Source organism: Nitrospira marina (genome assembly GCF_059568365.1).
The window spans coordinates 3,954,579-3,973,916 of sequence record NZ_JCANTH010000001.1; the positions used below are offsets into that span (position 1 = coordinate 3,954,579).

Genomic DNA, 19,338 nt, shown 5'->3' on the forward strand with positions numbered 1-19,338 from the left:
ATGGCCATAATAAATGTGAACCTCAAGGTATTCCCCAAAAAATATTTTAAGGATACAACGTATAGAGCATCCTGGGGAATGGAATCGTTTCTCGAACATGGTCCAATCCACAAATCCAGGCGACGACTCGCTCAATTCCCATACCAAAACCAGCATGAGGAACCGTTCCGTATCGTCGCAAATCCACATACCACTTAAAGGCCTCGTCAGGAAGGTCGTGAGCTTTAATTTGCGTCAGCAATTCATCCAGATCATGGATTCGTTGGCCTCCTCCAATAATTTCTCCATATCCCTCCGGCGCGAGCATATCCATACATAACGCCAAGTCTGGCCTCTCTGGATCTTTCGCCATATAAAATGCTTTGGCGGCAGCCGGATATCGATGAACAATTACCGGACGATCAAATTCTTGCGCCAAAGATGTTTCGTCATCGGCTCCGAAATCATCGCCGAATTGAATAGCGACCCCCTTTTGTTGAAGACGCGTCAGGGCCTCTTCATAGGTTATTCGCGGAAAGGGTTTGGCCATGGCTTCTAATTTAGGAATATCCCGCTCTAAGATTTCCAGTTCAGGTCGACGAGTTTCCACGACTCGCTGAATAACCGTTGAAACCAATTCCTCTGCCAGTTGCATGGCATCCGGTAGGTCGGCAAAGGCCATTTCCGGTTCAACCATCCAAAACTCCATCAAATGACGTCTGGTTTTTGATTTTTCCGCTCGAAAGGTTGGACCAAAACAGTATATTTTCCCAAAAGCCGTTGCAGCCGCTTCTCCATATAATTGACCGCTTTGGGCTAAATAGGCTACCTGGTCAAAATATTGAGTTTGAAATAAGGTCGTGGTGCCCTCGCAGGCGTTTGGGGTAAAAATCGGTGTATCAATTAAGGTAAAACCTCGATCATCAAAAAAATTCCGACACGTCCGAATTATTTCATGGCGAACCCGTAAAATGGCGTGCTGGCGTCGCGACCGCAACCAGAGATGCCGATATTCCATCAGGAAACCAACTCCATGGTCTTTCGGTTGGATGGGAAAGGGTTCTGCAATGTGCAACACTGCCAATGTGGACACATCAAGCTCAAATCCACCTGGCGCTCGAGCATCCTTTCGAGGTTTTCCAGTCAGAATCACAGAAGACTCCTGGGTTAACTGACTACACAAAGAAAACTGGTCGTCGCCAACTTCACCTTTGCTTAAAATAGCCTGGAGATCTCCTGTGCCATCACGCACCGTCAAAAAGCTCAATTTTCCGCTCGAGCGTCGGTTACGGATCCATCCCTTGATGGTAATGTCCTGGCCTTCAAATTGTGAAATCTGCTCAATCGAGACGACCGACTGTTCCGGCATGTTGCTGCTCCCTCCCGCTCTCGAAAAGAAAAAATTGACACCCTGAAAATTCAGCCGCTATGATCATTCGTCTATAAAGAGATACCTCAGGAACGTAAGGAGGCTTTCAAATATGAGTTACACCATCACTGTCAGCGAATTAAAAGCTCGCATGGATAAAGGCGATAAAATTTTCTTGTTGGATGTCCGAGAACCCCACGAATACTCCTTGGCAAAAATAGAGGGATCAGTGCTGATTCCTCTTGGCCAGGTTCCCCATTCCCTGAAACAATTGGACCCGAGCGCTGAGATTGTCGCGTATTGTCATAAAGGAATGCGGAGTGCGGATGCCGTAGGGTTTCTTTTGCAACAGGGATTCTCGAATGTTAAAAACCTGATTGGAGGAATTGAAGCCTGGTCCATTGAGATCGATCAATCCGTTCCCAGGTATTAACAGAGAAGCTACCAGGTGAAATCATTCTCTTTCCACGCGCAACGGAGAGGTTATTTTCCGGTTCCACGAAAAAAATCGACGGTCCGGGTAAGCCCTTCCTGCAAAGTAACCTGAGGATCCCAGCCAAATACCTCTCTGAGTTTTGTCACATCCAACACACTCCTGAATTGCTCGCCTTTCTTTGCCGCTCCATATAGCTCTTTGCATTGACACTTCGTTAAACTTTTAATAATTCCATAACATTCGTTGATAGTCGTCTCCTGACCAGTTCCCACATTAAAAATTCCCCGAACATCCTCTCCCAAGGTCACCAAGATCGCTTCCACCGCATCATCCACATAGATAAAATCTCTTGTCTGCTTCCCAGTTCCATTGACAATCGGTTGCCCACCATCCAACATTTGTTTTGAGAAAATAGCCACGACCCCTGCCTCCCCCTCAGAGTCCTGCCTGGGGCCATAGACATTCGCAAAACGAAGCGTCACATACCGGAGTCCGGTCGCATTGGCGTAATAGGCTAAATATTTTTCCCCAGCCAGTTTACTGATTCCATAAGGAGAAAGAGGTTCTGTCCGGTGTGATTCTGCGGCCGGAAATATTTCCTGTTCCCCGTAGACCACACCACCCGACGATGCAAAAGTCACCTTTCGCACACCCTGCTTCACGGCATGCTCTAAAACATTAATGGTCCCTAAGATATTGACTTGCGCATCAAACCCCGGATCATCCGTGGAATGGCGTACACTCATTTGCGCGGCCAGATGGACGACAATAAGGGGACGCTCATTACGGAATACCCGTTCAATCCGCTTACTCTGAATATCCATTTTATAAAACTGAGCTTTTTTATTGACATTTTTTCGCTTCCCTGTAGAGAGGTTATCGACAACAATGACCTCATTGCCTTCCTGAATCAACCGGTCAACCAGATGGGATCCAATGAATCCAGCTCCCCCGGTCACCAGAATTTTTGTAGACATGCCCGGCTTTCTCCTTTTACATGATTAGGTTAAGGGGATACTAATTGGTTGGTTGGTTGGGTTCCTTCAGTACTCATCTTTCCGTTTTTTCATTCCCACCAACATTTCTTTATTTCCTTTTTTTCCCAATAGGGTCGAATCCATGACACCAATGACGTCGAGACAAAGGCTACGGACATAATCCACAAAACCATCCCTCACCTGCTCACGCAATCGTTCATCACGGACAATGCCTCCCTTTCCGACTTGTCCTTTCCCAACCTCAAACTGCGGCTTGACCAATGCGACAAGATACGCCTGATCACGCAGGACAGGCAAAATCACCGGCAATACCAAACGTAGGGAAATAAATGAAACATCGATTACCGCCAAATCAACCGGTTCAGGAATATCGCGGTGGCCCAAATGCCGGATATTGCAACGATCCATGACCACAACACGAGGATCCGTTCTCAGCTTCCAATCTAACTGCCCATACCCTACGTCAATGGCATAGACTCGATTTGCGCCACGTTGCAACACACAATCCGTGAATCCCCCCGTGGAAGCACCCACATCCATCACCACACAGCCTGAACAGGAAATAAAAAATGCATCCAAGGCAGGTGCCAGCTTTTCACCGGCTCGGCTGGCATATGCGCATTCCGGCTTCGTCAATTCCAGCGAAACAGTTGTCGCAACCAGCTTTCCTGGCTTATCAATAAGGACCCCATCGACTTTCACCCGACCGGCAAGAATAAGTCGGCAGGCCTGTTCTCTGCTTGCGACCAATTCCTGATTCAGGACAAGGGAATCCAGTCGTTCTTTTGAGGGTCTCCGGGAAGGAGCTGATGGCTGAGCAGCCTTCATATGTTCATGCCCATGCAGCAGACAATGCGAAGATCACCGATTGAGAGAGAGAGTCGTGGAGGAAATTTACGATTCTGGTAAATTGGAATCCTCAATCGAAAAAGCCTGTATACGCTTTCTTCCATCCTTGTCTTGAACAAGGATCTCCACTTTGCGTTCTGCATCATCCAGCATTTTCAGGCAGGTTTTTGAGAGCTTGACTCCTTCCTCAAAAATCCTCAAGGACTCATCCAAGGAAAGCTCCCCGCGCTCCAACTCGGCCACAATAGTTTCCAAGCGGGACAGTGCTTTTTCAAATTTCAGTACAGCCATAAATATTGTCCGAAGATGATCAGTGATTCAGTTCTCTCGTATCATGGGTTCATGATCTATTAACCTGACATGTATTATAGCCATGCGGGAACCTTAAGCAAAAGAGAATTTCTTACGGTGAAGGATGGGTACGCTTTACCAGACAAATCAATTCGCCTTCATGAAGTCTGGCGCGTACAGACTCTCCCACAGAAACTTCTGTTGATTGCTTTACAACTTTTCCATTTTGCAGCTTGTGAACAACGCTATACCCCCGCGCTAAGACCGCGAGAGGACTTAATTGATTCAGCTGAGACATCCACAATTCTGTTTGATGGCGTTTATCAAGAATGCATCCCGACATCCCTCGAACAAGCCGAATCCCTCGGTCAACCAAAGCCCGTTGATGCCGATGAATGTCAATCAGGGGATTCCTCTCCCAAATCGAGGACTGATGCCTGAGCAACTGGACCTGGAGATTCCTGCACCAGTGCTTCATTTTGACATAGAGTTGCCGCTCTAACTCATCCACCTGTTGCACGAATTGTCCAAGCACGAGTCTCGGCTCAGGCAATCGTCCGGTCAATTCCTGAACTTGCCCTCTCCACGCGACACATAAACTTTTCATGGACCGTTCCAATCGCACTCGTTGATGCCCCAGATGATGCCTAACCGTTGAGCAATCCGGAACCACCAACTCTGCCGCAGCAGAGGGAGTGGGAGCCCGAGAATCAGCAGCTAGATCTGCGAGCGTCAGATCGGTTTCATGACCAACAGCGGACACCACCGGAATCCTGGAAGAGGCGATAGCCCTCACCACAACTTCTTCGTTAAATGCCCAGAGGTCCTCCAACGACCCTCCACCACGCCCGACAATTAACACATCCAGTTTGCCTAATTGGTTGAGCACCCCGATAGCCTTGGCGATTTGTCCGGCAGCTTCATCCCCTTGCACGGGAACAGGAGCAATCAGAACCTGTGCAAAAGGCCAGCGACGATGAATGATGGTCAGCAGATCATGGATTGCAGCACCGGAAGGTGACGTCACCAGACCAATCCGATGCGGATACAGAGGAAGCACCTTTTTCCCCGAAGCTTCAAATAATCCTTCGGCTTCCAACTTTGCTTTCAGTTGAATAAAGGCTAACTGGAGCGCACCAACGCCCTTGGGCTCAACCACCTCCAAGAGCAATTGATAGTCTCCTCGTGGTTCATACACCGATAGGCGACCGAACACGAAAACATCCAAACCTTCCTGAAGCGAAAATTTCAGGCGTTCGACCTGACTGCGGAAGAGCACAGCTCTGATCTGACTCGATTGATCTTTCAGGGTAAAATACCGGTGTCCAGAAGACGGGCAGCGAAGATTAGAAATTTCCCCTTCAACCCAGAGTGGAGGAAAATTTTGTTCGAACGTTGAACGAATCTGTCGAGTGAGAGTCGAGACCGTAAGCACTGAAGGGAAAAGCCCTGGCACAGAAGTACGTTACTCAAACACACGAAGACGCGTGATGTGAGTGGTTTTTCCAGTTGAGTAGTTAAGATTTAACACTGCCGCACTTAAAACCGAAGGTCCTGTTGCCACTTCAAATCTTTTCGGAAGTTGTGTCAGAAATTTCTGAATCACCAAGTTTGGTTTCATTCCGATGACGGATTGAACAGGGCCGGTCATCCCGACATCGGTTAAATACCCCGTTCCCTGAGGTAAGATTTGTTCATCAGCAGTTTGAACATGCGTATGCGTTCCAAGGACCGCAGACACCTTGCCGTCCAAAAAATACCCCATCGCCATTTTTTCTGAGGTGGTTTCGGCATGCATATCCACGAGAATACAGTGAGTCTGAGTCGTTAATTGAGCCAATTCGCGCTCCGCAACCCGAAAAGGGCAGTCCACCATGGGCATAAACACTCGCCCCATGAGTTGCAAAATCCCCAGACGCTCCCCATGAATGGTTTCTACGACACACGTGCCTTTTCCTGGAACTCCGTCAGGATAATTCGCGGGACGGATCACGCGCTGCTCTTTTTGCAGATACTCTAAAGCTTCACGTTTATCCCAGGCATGATTGCCCAGTGTAATGACTGAAAGACCCAAATCAAACAAGTCTTCAGCCACTTCCTGTGTGATGCCAAACCCACCTGCCGCATTCTCCCCATTGCCAATAACCAGATCAATCTGATGCTCCTGAATAACCTTTGATAGATGCTTTAAGATCACCCGACGGCCGGGCTCTCCCATGATATCTCCGATAAACAGTACGTTCATGATCTCCTTTACTCACAGAGCTATTTGGCAAATTCGATAAAGCGATTTTCTCGAATGACTGTTACCTTAATCTGTCCAGGGTATGTCAGTTCTTGTTCAATCTTTTTGGCCAAATCTCGTGACAGGGCAAAACTTTCACTGTCGTTTAATTCTCCCTGCCGAATTATAACCCGAATTTCACGTCCAGCCTGGATTGCATAGGCCTTATCAACCCCTGTAAACCCAGTAGCTAACGATTCCAGCTTTTCCAATCGTTTGACATAGGCTTCGAGAGTTTCGCGTCTGGCACCCGGGCGGGCGGCCGAGAGAGCTTCCGCCGCAGCCACTAATACCGATTCGGGACAAAGCGGCTCAACTTGTTCATGATGGGCAGCAATGGCATTCACAATGAGTTCCGACTCTCCATACTTCTTTGCCAATTCCGCCCCGAGCATCGCATGCGTACCCTCCTCTTCATGACTAACCACTTTTCCTATATCATGCAGGAGGGCACCTCGTTTAGCCAACTTCACATCTAACCCCAGCTCTGAAGCCATAATCCCACAGATATAGGATGCTTCCCTGGCATGATATAAATTATTTTGGCCATAACTGGTTCGATATTTCAGACGCCCCAATAATTTGACAATTTCAGGGTGAAAATCTGAAAGACCGACTTCAAAGATAACTTTTTCAGCATCGTCTCTCATTAACTTATCTAAGTCGCCTTTGACCTTTTCTACGACTTCCTCAATCCGAGTCGGATGAATGCGCCCATCCTGCATGAGACGTTCAAGTGCAATTTTCGCGACCTCCCTCCGAAGAGGATCGAATCCGGACACGATCACTGCCTCCGGGGTTTCGTCAATAATAAGATCAACGCCGGTTGCAGCCTCCAACGCCCGAATATTTCTTCCCTCGCGACCAATAATCCTTCCCTTCATGCTATCATTCGCGAGAGGAACCACCGAAATCGTGGCCTCGTTGACGTAATCTCTTGTGATCCGCTGTATCGATCGGGTTACAATTTCTCTAGCCTCTCGTTCAGCGGTTTCTTTAGCCTCATCCAAAATTCTTTTTGTTAACAACGCCGCATCCATTCGTGCTTCACTTTCAATTTCACCCAACAACTGGCGCTTGGCTTCCTCGGCCGTGATTCCTGCCACCTGCTCCAGGGCAAGCCGGTGCTCCTTAATGGCTTGGTCGCACGCGGCAGCTTTATTGACCAGAGCTTCTTCCTTCTCCTTAAGGGAACGCTCTTTTCGTCGCATCTCCTCATCACGTTTTTCAAATTGGTTGATCTTACGCTCGAGGGCCTCTTCTCGCTGGATGATTTTTCGATCCGCGGCTTGAATTTCATTCCTCTTTTCCTTTTCTTTTGTTTCAAGTTCAGACTTGGCTTGAAACAGCAGATCTTTTACTTCGATTTTTGCTTCTTTGACTAGATTTTCGGCCTCTCGTTGAGCATTTTGGGTGAGCTGTTGAGCTTGGTCTTCAGCTGCTGACCGACGCTTCAAGTCTCTCTGTTGCTGATACACCTTCGATAACACAAATCCAAGAAAAATCCCGATAACCACTGCAAGTATGGGAATTACCGTGTCCATTGGTTAGCTCCTATTCCTTTCCTCATGTAACAATCACGAGAAAGATTTATCTTCCCTCTGTAGGCGGAAACAGACCCGCAAAACCACAGGGGAAAATCAGAAAAGGAAGGAAAACGAAAACTGGAGAAAGGCCTATCTGATATGACAGAAGGCCTATATTTGTAGCAAACGAGGAGGAGGAGAGATAGGGCAACTCTCTAAGCCAAAAGGGCCCATAGCAACACGCAAAGGACTCACCCAATGAATCCAGTCTTCACAGTTACTGCTTGAATTAGAAGAACATGGATACAATCCAGGCCAAAAATTTAAAATTTTTAGATCAAAAGGCGAGCCATTTGGATAGAAATGAGCAATTTGCCTCGAAAACAACGATTTCCAAAAATTCAACCTGCCCTTAAATAAAATTTCCCTACCTCGTACAATCCCATCATACAAAAAACCCACAATGACTATGAAAATACTTGTCATAGTGGGCCTCCAGTTCAATTCCCTCCACAAGAGGGATATTCCTTTCTTTCTTTGAAATTCAATAACTTATGAAAAGTAAAATATCAGAAGACGATAAGGAATTTCAATAATAAGTCAGATGAATGATGGGAATAGACGGACAACATTCCGCCAACCAATGAAACGAAGCACTTCAACCAATTGATTTCAAAGGTAATACCTAATTATTGCTGGACAAGAGGAAATGAAGGAGAGAATGGTTAATGCGGGTTGGCCGCGAGGTGTTTTTCTATCGTTTCCAGTAGGACTTGAGTCCGTCGCTCAATTTCAGCTTCTCCAAACTGCCGGTGTCTCTCCTGTCGAAAAAGCTGATCCGTAATGTTAATTGCGGCCAAAATAGCCAGCTTTGTGGGAGTGCTTGTTCGGGTTTTTTGGGCGAGGGTACGCATTTGTGCATCAACATACCCGGCCAACTCATGAAAATACGCCTCATCTCCCTCTCCCTGGAGAGAGATTCGATGACCAAAGATTTCGACTTCAATGGTCCTCGTCATTCTTAAGTCCTGTAGATTAATCGTTTGAACGGTCTAAAAATTCAAGCTCGCCTAGCACTTTTTCAATTCTGGACCGAATCGTAGTTCGCTCCTCTTCCCATCCTTCAGACATTTCTTCGTGTTTGGCCAGGCGTTCCCGAGTGGATTCCAACTCCTGTTCAAGATGGGATTTATCCTGCCGTAGTTCAATGACCAGATCGAGTAATTTCTTAACTCGAACCTCCAACGTTTCTAATTTCTCTACGCTCACGTGCACGCCTCCTTATTCGCAAGGTCAAACGAGGCGGACTATAATTCGTTCAACAAAACCTGTCAAGAGAAACACCTCGGCAGGCATCTCCAAACAATGTCCGATAAATTCGATAACTTCCAAGTACGCGTTTCACATATCCACGGGTTTCTCGATATCCAATCAGTTCGATAAATTCATCCGGATCTCGATGACCATTTTGCCCAATCCACCGTCTGACCGCCTGAGGTCCAGCGTTATACGCGGCTACTGCGTAAATAATATTGCCCTGAAATTCATTCAGTAATTGTCCCAGGTAATACGTTCCCAATTGAATATTGCGATTGGGCTCATCCAAACCTTTTCGATCAGAATCGGAATCCCGTAATCCCAATTGACGACCAACTTTTTTGGCTGTCTCTGGCATGAGCTGCATCAGGCCAATCGCGCCAACCGGGGAGACAACGCGAGCACTATATAGGCTTTCTTCTCGTATAAGCCCCGCGACTAAAAACGGATCCACATGCTTTGGGGCAAACGATTGAATGACACTTTGGTAGCCCATGGGAAAAGCTCCCAACCAGGCGGCAGACGAGGAATGTAGCTGTCCTTTCCGCAACGTCCCGCCAAAATGACGAATAGATAATCGAATCCCGACGTCGTAGGCCCCAACTTCGCTTGCTAATGAGACCAATTGAGGAAAGGCTTTGGGATCCGCTCCGAATCGGGCAAAAACAACCTCAAGCTCCTTGACTGCCTCCTTATACAGGCGAAGGGTTCGTAATTCTAGAGTTTTTTGATAATGGATATCCTGCTGAAGATGAGCTGGCGTCTCCACATTCATCATGTCTGTTGATGCCAACACCGCCCATTGTTTCGTCGAAAATTCCGTGGGACCGAGTCGAATCTCCGCCAATTGCCCGTAGTAGGTAAAGGGGTAGTTCTGGCTTAGATTTTTTAGACGTTCGCGCGCGGGTTCCATCTGCCCAAGACGTTCCTGGGCACGGGCCAGCCAATAGAAAGCCTGTGAAGCCGCATGCAGAGAAGAATCGGTTTGGGGAGTTCCAACTGCCTGGATAATCTCCTGAAACATTTCAATGGCTTCAATGAATTGTTTCTGTTGATACTGAATCCACCCCACTCGCCAAAGCGCATCCAACCTCTGCGTCAGCGTGTGAGCCACAGTCGCTGCCCGCTTATAGGCCTTCCCTGCCTCGAGCCAGCGCGCATGATCTTCCAACCAAATGCCATAAAAGGTGAGGAGCAACGATTGCTGATCACCTGTTACTTTTTCAATCGACAGGGCTCCGACAAGAGCCTCCAATTCTGGTCCTTTCCCCTGACGCAAATACACTCTTCCCAACCATACCCATGCATCATCTCTTCTGGAGGAAGAGGAACGCGATAGTGAGGTCAGAATCCCTTCTGCCTGGTCATACCTTTTTAAACGCACTAAGGCCATGGCCAAGGTATATTGGACCTGAAAAAGCTGATGAGTGGGAGGCGATAGAGACGTAAAGTGTTGAAATTCCTGCACGGCTTCTTCTAAAGCCCCGCCACTATATAATGCCATGCTACGCTTGTATCGCTCTTCTAGTGAAGGTAAAAACAAAGAACCCACTTCCCGGCGTAGCCACGACTCAGCCTGCACTCGCTCCGGAGCTAAGGGAAATCTCCACCATAATTCACGGAAAATCTCAACAGCCTTTTCACGTTGTCCCATCTGAGCAGAACAAAGACCCATTTGAAAGAAGGCATTTGCAGATTTGGAATGGTCAGATTTTATACTGAGAGCTTGAGACCACATGGAGAGAGCGGCTTCACAATTCCCCAGATTTGCCAAAACATCCCCTCCAGCATAGAGTGCGTCAGCTCGAAGCAAAGAATCTGAAAAATGCTCACTAAACTGCTGAAATGCCTCTGCGGCTTCCTTCCCCAAACCAGCATGGGCATATGCCTGCCCCATCCAAAAGGTGAGATAATCCCTCAGAATAGGGAAATCACGAAGAGAGGCTTGCAACAGTGTAATGGCCTCAAGCGGAGACGATTCCTTGAGCCAATATCCATAACGAATCCCGGCATGTTTGGCCAAAGCGGAATTACCATTGGCTGCGACAAACTCCTTGAAAAACTTGGCATGATCCAAGCGGGCTCCAGGACCAGTTCCGGAAGATTCTAGTTGTTCAAGAAATTGCGCGACACATCCTTCAGGATTTTGACACGGGGCAGAAGGAGGGTCCAAGGAGACGACGGTCTGAGGAAGGAAAAGGATGCATCCTCCCACGATCACTCCGCCAATCAGATGTATCGACAAAATCTTCATGACTCTCCTCAATAGCATTTTCTACCAGCTTACCCAGTATTCGTCATGCATACAATTACCAGAATGCCAGAAAATTTCAATCAGTAAAGTGATAAATCGGGTCGTCCGGGTGACTGACCTTCATCCCTCTTAATTCCATAACACGGGAAGACACTCTTCAGACAAATCCTACACCCTCTTCTTGGCAATGGGAACCCAAAGATTTCCGGAGTTTTAGACCAGACTAGAGAAAGAAAGAAGTAAAAAAAATTACGAGGCAAATACTAACGAAGGTTAATGATAAACACCTGCGAAAGACATGGGCGGGACATTGGAGGGCATGCGGACCGTCGGCTACTGAATGGAGCGATACGAGGGTTCAATGAATCGCCAGTTGCGGAATACTTGGCATCCAGCTTTGCCAAATCGGTAGATCTTCCCACAGACCTAAACGGGTTAAATACGCTTCTCCTTCCCTCCCAATGACTCCATCCCAATTCTGAGCGATCCCTCCCCCTTCAACAAAATTTCCGGAATACACCGCCGTCAAAGGACCGAAGGTCGCATGGGGAACCTTCCATGGATCATCATGAAACGCCGCAATCGCCAGCAACACATCATCTATATCCCACCGCGCCAGAAAAGTGGCTCCACTTTCCCCGTGAGTATACCCTAAGACCCGTCTTTCCAACTCCCCCAAGCTCCCTCCTCGGCATTGAGATATCTCTACGACCGTCGTAAATGCCTCCGGATGCTGAGTCAAAAACACAAGCATGCCAATATCATGAAGCACCCCTCCCACAAACGATTGCCAGACCATGCGTGGCTTCGATCCCTGATGCAAGGCAATCCGTGCAGCCAGGTATCCCGTTCTGAGGCTATGCCGCCACAAAGCGGCAATACACGAAGACTTTACTGCACATCCCTCGGATAAGAGAAACACTTCGATCCCAAGGTCTAACGCACGCTCCAGATCAACCGGGATCATTCCCGCATCACCCCCTACTGCCTGCACATGCATTTCCACCTCAAGGTTAAGAGAAGGTGACGCTTGAGATGGAAGCTCATCAAATTTTGTATGCCTGACCTTCAGTAACCGCGGTGAAAAAGATCTGGACCAGGGGGCCAGTGGCCTTCCAGCATGAAACGAAGACATCCGATTTTTATGAGTTCTTTCTCCCTCCCCCTTCCAAAAATCATCATCGGTTTGATGCCAATATTCAATCATGTGAGATACTCCAGGAAACACAGAAAAATTGCAGAGGACTGAAAGCTTCCTATCACCACTTCAAAATTTTCTCGGTTTCACCAGACTGACTCTTGAGGTAGGAATCCGTGAGACAGTCCATGAAAAATGCCAAACAAAAGGAAGAGACAACAGAACGACACAACGCTCATGAAGAGACGGTCAGAAAAAACGATGGAATTCGCTGGATGAAGAAGTTACAAATCGGGAAAATGAAAATTCCCTGGAAGGTCTAGAAAAAATGTGGCGCCTCGCCCCAGACCCTCACTTTGAGCGCGAAGCGCCCCGCCCATATTTTTTGCCACCAACGCACCGTGATGCAGACTCAAACCCCGTCCTCCATATTTGGTGCTATACCCTTGACCAAAAATTTTCGTAATGTCGTCCGGAGGAATCCCGCTCCCGGTATCCTGAACTTCCAAGCAAAGAGAATCCGGAGGGCCAATGATGAGCTTGATACGCACAACTAAGTCCCTCTGGGCAGCCGATTCCATGGCCTGACAGGCATTGCGAATGACATCCACCAAAATTTGAAGGAGCTGATGCTTATCCACGTTAAGCTGTGGCACCTTTTGAAACTCTTGAATCACCGCAACGTTGGTTTCCTCCAACATCTTTTGATTCACGGCCAGAGCCTCCGCTATCACCTCAGCGACACATACCTGTTCCGTCATCCCGTTGGGCTTAGCCAGATCCTGTTGGGCCGCAACACATTGCTGAGCATGCCCGGCATTCTCCCTCAAGCGCTCCAATTCCAACAATGCCACTCGCTGCTCTTCCTTCAATTGCCCCGATAATTTCCCCAAATAATGCGGTACTTGCTTCCCCTTGGGGTTTTGCGATAAGTACGTTCCAAGATCTTCACGATGCTTATCCAATAATTGTGAGATCCGACCTACATCCCCCACCATCGAATTTTTTAAAAGATCCGTTATGACCCCAATGGATACATTAATGCTATTTAACACATTGCCCACATTATGCAGCACACCCGTCGCCACTTCGGCCATTCCCAACTGCCTTGAGGTTTCCATTAACTGCTCATGCAATTGAAGCTTCTCTTCTTCCATCCGTTTTCGTTCAGTGATATCCTGGGCAACACATACCAACCCCTGAAATTGCCCCTGCAGATCCTGCATCATCGAACCAGAGACCGAAATGGTAATTTTTTGTCCCTCATGAGTCAGAAAACTGGATTCCACCCCACTTACCGATCCTTGAAGTAAGAGATTTTCGATGATAGCACCTTGGGAAAATTCCTCCCCAAAAATCAAGCCGGGCGACTGTCCAATGAGCTCATCCTCCTGATAACCCAAAAGGTTTAGTAAAGAAGGATTCACCGCCCCAATGGTCATATCGGCGTTTATGACTAGCAGAGAGTCGGCCATCGATCTGAGAATATTCTCAACATAATATCTGGAAGCCGCCAATTCGCCACGAGCAGATTCCAATGCCCCCGTCGCCTCTTCGCCATTATGTGCATCAATATCCAGGTAGGGGGTAGAGGAACAACCGATTTCATTAGAGTCGGTTGCCCTATCAAACGCCGGTTGCACGGGATTCGGTAACGGCAGACTCAAACAACTTGCTAATTGAAAGGCCTCTTCTCCAAGAAATGGGATCCGAAGTGCCGCCCATTGCTGGGGCCGGCTCACAACCAGTCGATGGGGCCAGGATGCGCGATCAGAGGGAAGACAGAAGATGCACCGTAAGGTCTGATCACATTTCCACAGCCCCTCAGCCAGATCTCGCACGATCTCCCATTCCCCTGCACGACCCTCAATAACAACGAGAGCAAAAGGGTTGTTCGCAACTTGAGCCTCTGCGAACTTCGCTAATGCCTGAGGCCCCATTTCCACGCCGACAAGGGTGAACTGCGGTAAAGATGGCTGAACACCGGAGCTCTCAATACTTTTGTCCCTTAATAGGCTCTCTACCGGCCGAACATTCACAGACGGCGCAGACAGCGCGTCGCGCAACAAGTCTTGGATTTCGGGATGCGTCCAAACCAGTAATACAGGGCGATGCGCAGGAATCGGTGCCATAAATTATAATGAAATTAAATTATTCTCCCCAATGTCCACAAAGCAAACGTCAGCAATCTATTTCGCCCAATCGGTAAAGCCCTGTGGGTCATATTTGGAACTGGCCATCAACTCTTCTCATCGCTGAATGGGGAGCGTGACTATAAAGGTTGATCCTTCTCCCAGCTTGGAACGAACGGAGATGGCTCCACCGCACTGCTCGACAATACGTTGACACACTGCTAACCCAATCCCTGTCCCTTCGAATTCCTCTTTCCGATGAAGTCGCTTAAACATCCCAAAAATATTTCCGAACTGTTCCGGCGGAATACCAATTCCCTGATCATGAATTTCGATTTGACAAAGCTTCCCATGCTGGCCTGAACCTGTGTGACGTCGATCTTGAATAATCGTTGCTGTAATACGAATGACAGGTGACACCCCCGGCTGATGAAATTTCAAGGCATTCCCCAGCAAATTTTGTAACAATTGTCTGATTCGAATCGCATTTCCATAGATGATGGGTAATTCTCCAAGTTGAACGACAGCCCGCGATTCCTCGATTCGGGCGCCGAGATCCAATAGAATTTCCTCAACCAACTCGCGCAAGGCAAGCTTCTCCTCTGCCATTTGCGGAAACTCGACCCTGGAATACACCAACAGGCTTTGAATCAGCTGTTGCATACGACCGGCCGCATTTTTGACGCGTTCAACATAACCCAGACCATGAGTGTTAAGAGCTGATCCATACTTCAACCGTAAGAGATCAAGAAATACCTGTATGGAATGAAGCGGTTCCTGTAAATCATGAGCTGCAACCGACGCAAATTGCTCCAAGTCGCGATTCGACCTGGCCAATTCATCACTTTTGTGACGCAATATGACTTCGACCCGTTCACGTTCATGAATTTCATTCAACGCATGGTCCCGAACAGCAGAAAGTTCGAGAGTGCGTTCCTCGACATCACGGATCGCGTGAGCTAACTGCGCCTCAACCGCTTGTCGCCCGAGTATAGCCTGCTCCAAACGACGGTTGGTTTCTTCTAAGAGGCCCGTGCGCGTCATGAGGACCTGTTCGAGATCAGGAACCTTCAACCGGGCCTGCTGGGCCCAATGCCACTTCATCGTTAAAACCGTAGACAATTGCCACACCTCAATCGGATCAAAGGGCTTACGTAAAATTAATATTTGATCCCGGCGTCCAAATCGAGGCAATACCTCTGACCAACCACAATCAGGATAGGCCGTACACAATACGACCTGTACGTCAGAATCCTCATCCCAAATTCGCTCAACCGTTTCAAACCCGTCCCAGCCATTGGGCAATTGCACATCCAAGAACACCACGGCAAAGGGAGAACCCTCCGCCTTAGCTTGCGTGACCAGATCACGCCCTGACGCCCCATTGTCCACACAATCGAGATCGAAGGATTCTTTTCCATACTGCAGGAAGGGCTCCTCAAAAAGATCATGACTGCCCTCCGAACACGCATCGGAAATGAACCCTATGGCGGGACACAGAATTTTCCGAAAATCCTGTAAAACGTTCGGGCTATCATCGATCACTAAGATCCGTCGATTAAGAGAACAGACGGGATTCATGACTGTCCTGCCCCTGCCTCAACCGGAAGGATCAGTGTCAAGGTTGCGCCGGCGCCAACCCCTTTGCTATGGGCCTGCAATACTCCACCCATACGCTGAATCTTGACCATCGAACTATGCAGACCAATCCCATTGCCATCGTGTTTGGTCGTAAAACCGCGAGTAAACATTCTGGCCAAATGTTCAGGCGCTATTCCCATGCCCGTGTCTTGAATGGTGATGACAACGGAAATGCCGTCTTCCGTCCGAACTTCGACTCGTATCGTAAGCTGGTGCTCAACTCCGTCCTTTAATTGCATCGCCTGTTTAGCATTTCGTAGCAGATTCACGAGAATTTGAAGGAGCTGATGCCGATCGGTTACAACAGCCGGGACAGGCTGATAATCTCGTTGGATCCTGATCCACTTCGCATCCCCAGGTTGAAAACTTAACTCTACCGCTTGATCCAGAAGTTCCACCACAGAGAGAGCCTCACTCGTGCCCCGAGACTTCGCCATCGTCTGATGTGAAATGATAATTTGTTTCACATGATCAATATTGCGAACCAGGCCTTCCAACTCTTTTAGCACGTTCTGTTGCTCTTCTATGAGGTGGTTCCCCAATTTCATAATCGCCGGTGGAATCCGCTTTCCTTTTGGATCCTGAGTGAGGAAAATTTCCCAATTCTCATTATGCCCTTTTAACAGTTCCGCAATTCGATGAACCAAAATCACTGAAGACTGATTAATCAACTCATGGACCACATGCACCGCAACATTGACGCTGTTGAGCACATTACCCACATTATGCAACACGGTTGAGGCGACATCCGCCATCTCAATTTTATAAGAGGCATCTTCCACCTGCCTGCGCAATTGCTCCCGTTCGATCAAGCCCCGACGTCGAACTAACCCCTCTTGAATGGCCCAGGGAATCGCGACACCCGCCACATGCTCATTTACCAGCCAATCAATAGCCGATTCGTTTATTCCCTCCCCATCGTAAATATCATCATGAATCAATCCCAAAATGAACGCAGTGCCACAGGTTTTTTTGATATCGCGCGCAATCTCCTCACCCCTCCGCTTCACGCGACAGTCCACGAAAATGAGATCAAATGGGTTGTCAGAGTCAAAACAGGGGAGATGCACTGAGGTATAGTCAAGCCAGGTGATCTGAAGCATGGAACCCCGAGAAGCCAACACCCTTTGATATGATGGGGAAAGATCTCTCTCCTGAAGTCCCACGATCCCCACACGGAGAAGCGGATATTCTGAAAGCACCTGCCTATTAGATTCCGACATGCCGTGGGCCATCACATGAAGGGGATAAGGAGAGAAGATCAATAAAGAAGGAGAAATAGCTCATCAACAAAAACAACAGCCATCCACGGTGAACAACTGAAATTTCGACTTGAACATCCAGGGTATTTCATTCTCAGGAAGATGCGAATTAACGCTTCCCTGACTTTCCGACATATGGCGCACTCTGTAAAGAGAGGCCATCCCCTAATCCACAAATATCCTTCAAAAAAAGAGAATATCCCATACGCACGCATTTACAGAATATGAGAGAGCATTTACTTCAGTGGGCTTTGATTGTTTCCTCGGCCCGTTCTTCTGCCCATTTGGCTAATAATTCCAACTGCGACTTTGCTTGACGCGATTCCGCCCAGCGTTTGGTAAGGGAATTCGCCAATTGCCAAACTTCAATATTATCAAACGGCTTTCGCAAGATGAGGAGTTGGCCATTGTTATTCAATCGTTGAATGACATCTTCCCATGCATGATCCGAGAATGCCGTACAGATCACAATCTGCAAATCAGGATCTTCTTCCCACAGATGCTCTACAGTCTCTACGCCATCCCAGCCTGGAGGCATGCGCATATCCACAAAGGCAACCGCATACGGCCGTTCAGCCTTCATCGCATCTTGCACCATCCGATGTCCCATTTGCCCCTGATCCGCAGTTTCAACTTCAAACTTCTCGACAATTTTTTGTTCTTCCACATCATCAAACAATTCGGCCCGAACCTCCTGAAGCAGCGAGGTGTCTAATGATCTCTCAAGAATTTTTCGAAAATCATCGTGGATCGCCACATTATCATCAATCACCAAAATACGACGGTTGCCTTGTTCCTTCTCCATTACCGTTCTCCCTCCATGTGAATAACTGGCAAATCAAGGGTAAATATTGCTCCCTGCATTGGACCGTCACTCCACACCCGCAGCGATCCAGCAAGCTCTTTGGCCGCTAAAGCACTGGCATGAAGATTCGGCAACAGGTCTGATTGCTCCCCCGGAGCCTGCGGGAAAAACACCCGCGTGAGACAATCTAAAGGGATTCCGCTTCCAGTATCAGCGACCTGCAAGCGGACAAACCTTTCGCGGTCCGGACAGGGCAACACAGATAGGGTGAGGCGATGGGTCCGGTCGGTTATCTTCCGCATCCCATTGATCGCGTTCCGGATCAAATTCACCACAATGCAGAGGAGCTTGGATACCTCCAAAATACCTTCGCCAACCATTTGATACTCCCGACACACTTGGACTCCCATCCGATCCAATTCACCCCGATGAGGAGCCAAGGCCTCGTCCATAATCGTTGCAAACTGAATGGTATCTTTAAATCCCCCGACCCGAAGGGGTGCTTGCCCAACCGTCAGAAAATATTCCAATTGTTCAAGGTGATAATTGAGTGTGGTCAATTCTGTTAGAATGTGGAGGTGGTTCTGTGCCAATTCCTCACTCAACTGCCCCAAGAAATGTGGAATTTTTTTCCCTTTGGGATCCTGAGTGAGGTACCTTTCATATTCATGGCTATGGGCCTCCAACATATCTGCAACCCGCCCAACATCTGCCACATGAAATTCCCGAAGCCGATGGCTGATGAGCCCGGCAGACACATGTATGCTATTCAAGACGTTTCGCATTCGATGGAAGACGGACTCCCCCACTGCTCCCATTTGTCCTTCCGAAACACCTGATGATTTCGTCTGAGTCGTCATCGCGAAAATAGCCGTCGAGGTTCCTTTACCGAGATGGCGTTTCAACTAAAATTGCGTATTGCGAAATCTAATGATTCAGGAGCGTTTGCACGAATCCCGGTTATAAAAACGGAAGAAAACAGGCCAAAACATCTCAACCGAATCCTTGGCGCGGTATATGGGAATGAATCGGCTGTATACGAAGAAACCTTAAGAGC

The 19,338-nt window shown here is 48.1% G+C and carries 17 protein-coding genes; 1 reads left to right on the forward strand and 16 read right to left on the reverse strand.

Translation table 11 applies throughout. From position 1 onward, the window contains the following. Nucleotides 1-46: 46 nt before the first annotated feature. Nucleotides 47-1,348: an asparagine--tRNA ligase gene (asnS, locus tag LX98_RS17110; RefSeq protein WP_496430015.1), complete on the reverse strand. Its 1,302-nt coding sequence runs from the start codon at nt 1,346-1,348 to the stop codon at nt 47-49. 112 nt (nt 1,349-1,460) lie between these two features. On the opposite strand from asnS, the gene LX98_RS17115 reads away from it, so the two are divergent. Beyond that, nucleotides 1,461-1,781 (forward strand): rhodanese-like domain-containing protein, encoded by a 321-nt coding sequence (locus LX98_RS17115; protein ID WP_312646130.1) that lies wholly within the window; start codon nt 1,461-1,463, stop codon nt 1,779-1,781. Nucleotides 1,782-1,831: 50 nt separating this feature from the next. On the opposite strand, the gene LX98_RS17120 is transcribed toward LX98_RS17115, so the two are convergent. The 15 genes from LX98_RS17120 to LX98_RS17190 all read right to left on the reverse strand — a co-directional run bounded on the left by LX98_RS17120 (nt 1,832) and on the right by LX98_RS17190 (nt 19,066). Next, the gene (locus LX98_RS17120) at nt 1,832-2,761 is read right to left on the reverse strand and encodes an NAD-dependent epimerase/dehydratase family protein (RefSeq protein WP_496430016.1); all 930 of its coding nucleotides are present in this window, start codon (nt 2,759-2,761) and stop codon (nt 1,832-1,834) included. Nucleotides 2,762-2,827: 66 nt separating this feature from the next. Beyond that, complete coding sequence (locus tag LX98_RS17125; protein ID WP_496430017.1) at nt 2,828-3,610, reverse strand: TlyA family rRNA (cytidine-2'-O)-methyltransferase; 783 nt, start codon at nt 3,608-3,610, stop codon at nt 2,828-2,830. A gap of 66 nt (nt 3,611-3,676) precedes the next feature. Beyond that, entirely contained in the window at nt 3,677-3,922 is a 246-nt protein-coding gene (gene xseB / locus LX98_RS17130) for an exodeoxyribonuclease VII small subunit (protein WP_312646127.1), read from the reverse strand. A 112-nt stretch (nt 3,923-4,034) separates the two neighbouring features. Continuing rightward, the gene (gene xseA, locus LX98_RS17135) at nt 4,035-5,378 is read right to left on the reverse strand and encodes an exodeoxyribonuclease VII large subunit (protein ID WP_496430018.1); all 1,344 of its coding nucleotides are present in this window, start codon (nt 5,376-5,378) and stop codon (nt 4,035-4,037) included. A 9-nt stretch (nt 5,379-5,387) separates the two neighbouring features. Beyond that, entirely contained in the window at nt 5,388-6,167 is a 780-nt protein-coding gene (locus LX98_RS17140; protein WP_312743874.1) for a TIGR00282 family metallophosphoesterase, read from the reverse strand. Between the two features lie 20 nt (nt 6,168-6,187). Beyond that, nucleotides 6,188-7,750, reverse strand: coding sequence for a ribonuclease Y (gene rny, locus LX98_RS17145; RefSeq protein ID WP_496430019.1), 1,563 nt, complete (start codon nt 7,748-7,750; stop codon nt 6,188-6,190). Between the two features lie 707 nt (nt 7,751-8,457). Next, nucleotides 8,458-8,751, reverse strand: a complete 294-nt coding sequence (locus LX98_RS17150) for a cell division protein ZapA (RefSeq protein ID WP_312743868.1) — start codon at nt 8,749-8,751, stop codon at nt 8,458-8,460. A 16-nt stretch (nt 8,752-8,767) separates the two neighbouring features. Further along, nucleotides 8,768-9,001, reverse strand: a complete 234-nt coding sequence (gene zapB / locus LX98_RS17155; RefSeq protein WP_312646122.1) for a cell division protein ZapB — start codon at nt 8,999-9,001, stop codon at nt 8,768-8,770. 49 nt (nt 9,002-9,050) lie between these two features. Continuing rightward, a complete protein-coding gene (locus LX98_RS17160; RefSeq protein ID WP_496430020.1) occupies nt 9,051-11,303 on the reverse strand; it encodes a transglycosylase SLT domain-containing protein in 2,253 nt (750 codons plus the stop codon). A 358-nt stretch (nt 11,304-11,661) separates the two neighbouring features. Continuing rightward, entirely contained in the window at nt 11,662-12,510 is an 849-nt protein-coding gene (locus LX98_RS17165) for an HDOD domain-containing protein (RefSeq protein ID WP_496430021.1), read from the reverse strand. Between the two features lie 215 nt (nt 12,511-12,725). Next, nucleotides 12,726-14,573, reverse strand: a complete 1,848-nt coding sequence (locus LX98_RS17170; protein WP_496430022.1) for a PAS domain S-box protein — start codon at nt 14,571-14,573, stop codon at nt 12,726-12,728. Nucleotides 14,574-14,690: 117 nt separating this feature from the next. Beyond that, complete coding sequence (locus LX98_RS17175) at nt 14,691-16,154, reverse strand: ATP-binding protein (protein ID WP_496430023.1); 1,464 nt, start codon at nt 16,152-16,154, stop codon at nt 14,691-14,693. Further along, nucleotides 16,151-17,437, reverse strand: a complete 1,287-nt coding sequence (locus LX98_RS17180; RefSeq protein WP_496430024.1) for an ATP-binding protein — start codon at nt 17,435-17,437, stop codon at nt 16,151-16,153. Before LX98_RS17180 ends, LX98_RS17175 begins: the two co-directional genes overlap by 4 nt. A gap of 280 nt (nt 17,438-17,717) precedes the next feature. Further along, nucleotides 17,718-18,281 (reverse strand): response regulator, encoded by a 564-nt coding sequence (locus LX98_RS17185; protein WP_312646115.1) that lies wholly within the window; start codon nt 18,279-18,281, stop codon nt 17,718-17,720. After that, on the reverse strand, nt 18,281-19,066 hold the full coding sequence (locus LX98_RS17190; RefSeq protein WP_496430025.1) for a sensor histidine kinase: 786 nt from the start codon (nt 19,064-19,066) through the stop codon (nt 18,281-18,283). The genes LX98_RS17185 and LX98_RS17190 overlap by 1 nt, the downstream gene beginning before the upstream one ends. Nucleotides 19,067-19,338: the final 272 nt, after the last annotated feature.

Excerpts from the sequence above, each read along its gene's own strand:
- asnS (WP_496430015.1), bottom strand. The coding sequence starts at position 1,348 with ATGCCGGAACAGTCGGTCGTCTCGATTGAGCAGATTTCACAATTTGAA.
- LX98_RS17115 (WP_312646130.1), top strand. The coding sequence starts at position 1,461 with ATGAGTTACACCATCACTGTCAGCGAATTAAAAGCTCGCATGGATAAA.
- LX98_RS17120 (WP_496430016.1), bottom strand. The coding sequence starts at position 2,761 with ATGTCTACAAAAATTCTGGTGACCGGGGGAGCTGGATTCATTGGATCC.
- LX98_RS17125 (WP_496430017.1), bottom strand. The coding sequence starts at position 3,610 with ATGAAGGCTGCTCAGCCATCAGCTCCTTCCCGGAGACCCTCAAAAGAA.
- xseB (WP_312646127.1), bottom strand. The coding sequence starts at position 3,922 with ATGGCTGTACTGAAATTTGAAAAAGCACTGTCCCGCTTGGAAACTATT.
- LX98_RS17140 (WP_312743874.1), bottom strand. The coding sequence starts at position 6,167 with ATGAACGTACTGTTTATCGGAGATATCATGGGAGAGCCCGGCCGTCGG.
- rny (WP_496430019.1), bottom strand. The coding sequence starts at position 7,750 with ATGGACACGGTAATTCCCATACTTGCAGTGGTTATCGGGATTTTTCTT.
- LX98_RS17150 (WP_312743868.1), bottom strand. The coding sequence starts at position 8,751 with ATGACGAGGACCATTGAAGTCGAAATCTTTGGTCATCGAATCTCTCTC.
- LX98_RS17160 (WP_496430020.1), bottom strand. The coding sequence starts at position 11,303 with ATGAAGATTTTGTCGATACATCTGATTGGCGGAGTGATCGTGGGAGGA.
- LX98_RS17165 (WP_496430021.1), bottom strand. The coding sequence starts at position 12,510 with ATGATTGAATATTGGCATCAAACCGATGATGATTTTTGGAAGGGGGAG.
- LX98_RS17170 (WP_496430022.1), bottom strand. The coding sequence starts at position 14,573 with ATGGCACCGATTCCTGCGCATCGCCCTGTATTACTGGTTTGGACGCAT.
- LX98_RS17175 (WP_496430023.1), bottom strand. The coding sequence starts at position 16,154 with ATGAATCCCGTCTGTTCTCTTAATCGACGGATCTTAGTGATCGATGAT.
- LX98_RS17180 (WP_496430024.1), bottom strand. The coding sequence starts at position 17,437 with ATGTCGGAATCTAATAGGCAGGTGCTTTCAGAATATCCGCTTCTCCGT.
- LX98_RS17185 (WP_312646115.1), bottom strand. The coding sequence starts at position 18,281 with ATGGAGAAGGAACAAGGCAACCGTCGTATTTTGGTGATTGATGATAAT.
- LX98_RS17190 (WP_496430025.1), bottom strand. The coding sequence starts at position 19,066 with ATGCGAAACGTCTTGAATAGCATACATGTGTCTGCCGGGCTCATCAGC.